This is a genomic window from Thermodesulfobacteriota bacterium (assembly GCA_040754335.1).
GTDB lineage: Bacteria > Desulfobacterota_D > UBA1144 > Nemesobacterales > UBA2774 > 2-12-FULL-53-21.
The window spans coordinates 1-3,802 of record JBFMCV010000012.1; the positions used below are offsets into that span (position 1 = coordinate 1).

Genomic DNA, 3,802 nt, shown 5'->3' on the forward strand with positions numbered 1-3,802 from the left:
GAAACTCTAAGCGTGTTAAATCAAATTGTCTGCAAGTCTGAATTGTTTGGCTAGGTGTTTTAGCTTATAATCCTCTTGTGCAAGCGTAGCTGTCGTTTGAAATGCGTCAACTATGTTGCACCATATGCTATTCATAGGACGCTTCGGCGTCCTTTTTCTTAGCCTCGACAATTGTTTTATAACGGCCGCTCCATTATTACTGTCGCTTTTCTGGGTCATTTGCAATTTCATCGTGTGATGTCTGGACACCCTCCTGCAGGACCGATGATAAAATACACTTATGAAAAGAGTTCCTGTATTTATCATCCTGGTATTATCCTTTGCTATTTCAAGGTTGCTGTTTTCTTTTGTTGATGACCCTGAAGGGCCGAACCTGCTCATAGTTACCGTATTGGCAATGTTTATATTCGCGCCATTATACCTGGCGTATCTGATGATCTCTAAGAAGCATAAAGTCAGAAAATAGGTCACTGTTACCGAGCGGTGGACGCTCTGGCGTCCTTTTTGTTTTGTCTCAAGTGCTAAAGTTAGATAGGATACGACTTTAAAAAGAGGGGTAGATACAATGGCTAAATACGTTGATGGATTTGTTCTGGTAGTGCCTAAGGGCAAAGAAGCTGAATATGAAGAAATGGCTAAGATGGGCCGGGATTCCTGGATGAAGCATGGTGCGCTGCAGTACTTTGAATGTAGGGGCGAAGATCTCAAGCAGCAGGAAATGGCTGACCTGAAATCACGGGCTTTCCAGAAGATGGCAGGCGCGAACGATGAGGAGAATGTCTGGTTTTCGTTCATTGTTTTCGAATCAAAAGAGCACCGCGATGAAGTAAACAAAAAGGTCATGGCAGAAATGGACGAGGCCTATAAGGACCAAACCGATTTTGAAATGCCTAACGATATGACGAAGATGGCGTACGGTGGGTTTGAAGTAGTGGTTGAAGGTTAGCTATAAGCACTGTGAAAACGCTTATTTTCGGTGGACAAAGTTCAAGCAACCGGGAGTGGGTGAACGCTCTTGTTAAACAGTTGAGCGCACAAGGGGGTGACTACGTGTCTTTATGCCACGAGTATCTGGCATGGTCCTCAAAAACTAATAGTGACGATGTGAGCCAGATCGAGCTTGAGATAGAAAATGCGCAAGCTAAGTATCGTGATTGCAACTTCGACATGATTATCGGTAAATCCTTTGGCTGCTTGATGGCAGTCGAATCCAAAATCAACTCCGAGTATATTGTGCTTATCGGACCGCCCGTCCTTGCCTTGAAAGAGCTGCACTTTGATCTGATGAAAGCCATCAAGTTGTCCAGTTCTAAGATATTGATAATGATGAACGCAGATGATCCGTTAGTAGAGAGAGCTGATCTAGAGGCGTATGTGCGTGAAAATCCAAGTAAAGTAATTCTTCATATACTTTCCGGCAATCACCATAAGTACGAAGATATTAATACGTATGCTTCTATCATTGATTGCTTCTTGAATCAGAAACAGGTCAGGTTAACAATTGGCCGATAGAATAGGTCTTAATGAGTGAAACCGATGGAAAGGATGAGGTAGATGAGCGCAATAGACTCGAATCTGAAAAGAATGGACAATGTCGCTATCGTGGTGGAGTCGCTGGATGAGGTGATCGCGTTTTTCAGCGAGCTGGGGATGAAGCTTGAGGGGCGGGCGATGGTTGAAGGGGAGTGGGCTGGGCGTGTCACAGGTCTGGGCGACCAGAAGGTTGAGATCGCCATGATGGTTGCTCCGGATGGGCACAGCCGTCTGGAATTGTCGCGGTTTCTGGCACCGGCAGTGGTTGCCGACCATCGCGATGCGCCGGTTAATTCGCTTGGCTACCTGCGCACAATGTTTACTGTGAAAGATATTGATGACACGGTGGCGCGGTTGCAGGAGCATGGGGCAAAGCTGGTCGGTGAGATAGTGCAGTATGAGGATTCGTACCGGCTGTGTTATGTGCGCGGGCCGGAGCGGATTTTGATTGGATTGGCGGAGGAGCTCAAAGCTAAATCTGAGAGCTTGAGTTAACGGGCTGTAGAGTCTATAGGGGCCAATGTCCATGTCACGCTTCCCAGGGCGTTTTTTGCTATGATAGGGGCATGTTATTGGATAGGGTGAAGCGGTTGCTTGAGCTGTACGAGTCTGGCGCTGTACCTACATTGGCCCAACATGAAGTCAACCCGGGGCTGCCGAAGGGCAGTCGTGAGAATTACTTGTATTTCACGCTGCCAGTATGTATTAACTTTCAGCGTAGCTCGCCGGCGATGTGGGCAGCTGCGTTAAAGACTTGGGAAGACGAGTCGACTCGCTACCTTTTCTTTCCGGAGCAGCTGGCTGATGCGTCTGATGAGCAAATCAGAGCCGACTTGATAAAACACAAGCTCGGGCTGCAGCCTAATAAGCACACGCAGATTTGGACTACCATTGCCCATACATTGCATGAATATTATTTGGATGACCCAAGGCAGCTAATCTCCGAAGCAGAATCTGACGCGGCGAAACTCATTACGCTACTGCAGGTTACGCACCGTAAAAGATTCCCGTATCTATGCGGCCCTAAACTGTCAAACTATTGGCCGTTCATCCTGTCGCATTATACTGATGTGCAGTTTACGAGCGCGCAAGAGATATCAATAATTCCCGATACGCACGTCATTCAGAGTAGTATTGTTCTGGGATTGGTACCAACTGGCGCGACCGCTGCTACGGTCGAGCTGGCGTGGAAGAATCTCCTGGCAGGTACCGGTATTAATCCCATGCGCGTACATCCCGCCTTGTGGAACTGGAGCCGCAATAAGTTTGAGCCGGCCATATGAGTCAGCAGGCCTACCGGCAACTGAAGAGGCCTATTCTTGTCGAGGATTTCTCAATGCGGTTCGAGGCGCTCGGGGGTCTGCCAGGACCGTTGATCAAATGGTTTCTGCAAGAGTTGAAACCGGAAGGGCTGTGTAAACTGCTTGATAGCTACGAGTCGAGGACGGCATATGCGCAGACGTGCTTTGCGTATTGTGCGGGAGATGAAGTGCAAGTATTCGAGGGGGTAGCGCGAGGAATAATTACCGATGCGCCACGTGGCAGCCATGGTTACGGCATCGAGGCTATCTTCATTCCCGTCGGCTGGGAAAAAACTTGGGGGCAAATGAATAAAGAGGAACAAGTGGCTTCATCGGTTAGGCGGATAGGGCTTAAGAAGTTGGAGGCTTATCTAAGTTCGCTTTAGAGCGTAAGTCCCGTCCCTTATCATACAAGCAAATGCTCTCGATATGGCGCTTCTAGTGTCTTCCGCCATCGAGTTATCTCATCCATGGTAGTGCGTAAACTATTCTATTACCCATCTGCAATACTATTTTGACCTAAACGTGTCTGAAATGGCATAGTTTCAGACAAATGAGGTAGAGATGGTCCCGTTTTTGTTAGACTACAATAATGGCGATAGACGTAGCAGAACTGATTAACATACTCATAGATTTTCAAGCAGTTGAGCGAAACATAACAATACCTAAACTTAATAGGCAAGAAAATGATACGGAGCACTCTTACAATCTTGCGATGGCTGCATGGGTCATTATTTCCCAAGATAGCTTGCCGCTAGACCTAGACTTAGCTATAAAGTATGCTCTTGTTCACGACTTTGTTGAGGTGTATGCAGGTGACGCATTTCCGCTTGATGATAAGCAAGTAGCTGAAAAGCCGAAAAAGGAGCATTTTGCACTCTTGAAGCTACAAGATAACAAGCTAACTGAAGAATTTGCGAAACTCATCGAGCAATACGAGCGAATGGATGATGAAGAAAGTAAGTTTA

At 46.9% G+C, this 3,802-nt stretch carries 6 protein-coding genes; all 6 read left to right on the forward strand.

All coding sequences use genetic code 11. From position 1 onward, the window contains the following. The first annotated feature begins 565 nt into the window (after nucleotides 1–565). A complete protein-coding gene (locus AB1598_15040; GenBank protein MEW6146327.1) occupies nucleotides 566–946 on the forward strand; it encodes a DUF1428 domain-containing protein in 381 nt (126 codons plus the stop codon). An 11-nt stretch (nucleotides 947–957) separates the two neighbouring features. Continuing rightward, nucleotides 958–1,512 (forward strand): hypothetical protein, encoded by a 555-nt coding sequence (locus tag AB1598_15045; protein MEW6146328.1) that lies wholly within the window; start codon nucleotides 958–960, stop codon nucleotides 1,510–1,512. A gap of 42 nt (nucleotides 1,513–1,554) precedes the next feature. Continuing rightward, nucleotides 1,555–2,028 (forward strand): VOC family protein, encoded by a 474-nt coding sequence (locus AB1598_15050; protein MEW6146329.1) that lies wholly within the window; start codon nucleotides 1,555–1,557, stop codon nucleotides 2,026–2,028. A gap of 77 nt (nucleotides 2,029–2,105) precedes the next feature. Next, nucleotides 2,106–2,816 carry a hypothetical protein gene (locus AB1598_15055; protein ID MEW6146330.1) on the forward strand — a complete coding sequence of 237 codons (711 nt, stop codon included), beginning with the start codon at nucleotides 2,106–2,108 and terminating at the stop codon, nucleotides 2,814–2,816. After that, a complete protein-coding gene (locus AB1598_15060; GenBank protein MEW6146331.1) occupies nucleotides 2,813–3,220 on the forward strand; it encodes a non-canonical purine NTP pyrophosphatase in 408 nt (135 codons plus the stop codon). Before AB1598_15055 ends, AB1598_15060 begins: the two co-directional genes overlap by 4 nt. A gap of 206 nt (nucleotides 3,221–3,426) precedes the next feature. Then, on the forward strand, nucleotides 3,427–3,802 hold a 376-nt coding region (locus AB1598_15065; protein MEW6146332.1), incomplete at its 3' end, for an HD domain-containing protein.

Excerpts from the sequence above, each read along its gene's own strand:
- AB1598_15040 (MEW6146327.1), top strand. The coding sequence starts at position 566 with ATGGCTAAATACGTTGATGGATTTGTTCTGGTAGTGCCTAAGGGCAAA.
- AB1598_15050 (MEW6146329.1), top strand. The coding sequence starts at position 1,555 with ATGAGCGCAATAGACTCGAATCTGAAAAGAATGGACAATGTCGCTATC.
- AB1598_15060 (MEW6146331.1), top strand. The coding sequence starts at position 2,813 with ATGAGTCAGCAGGCCTACCGGCAACTGAAGAGGCCTATTCTTGTCGAG.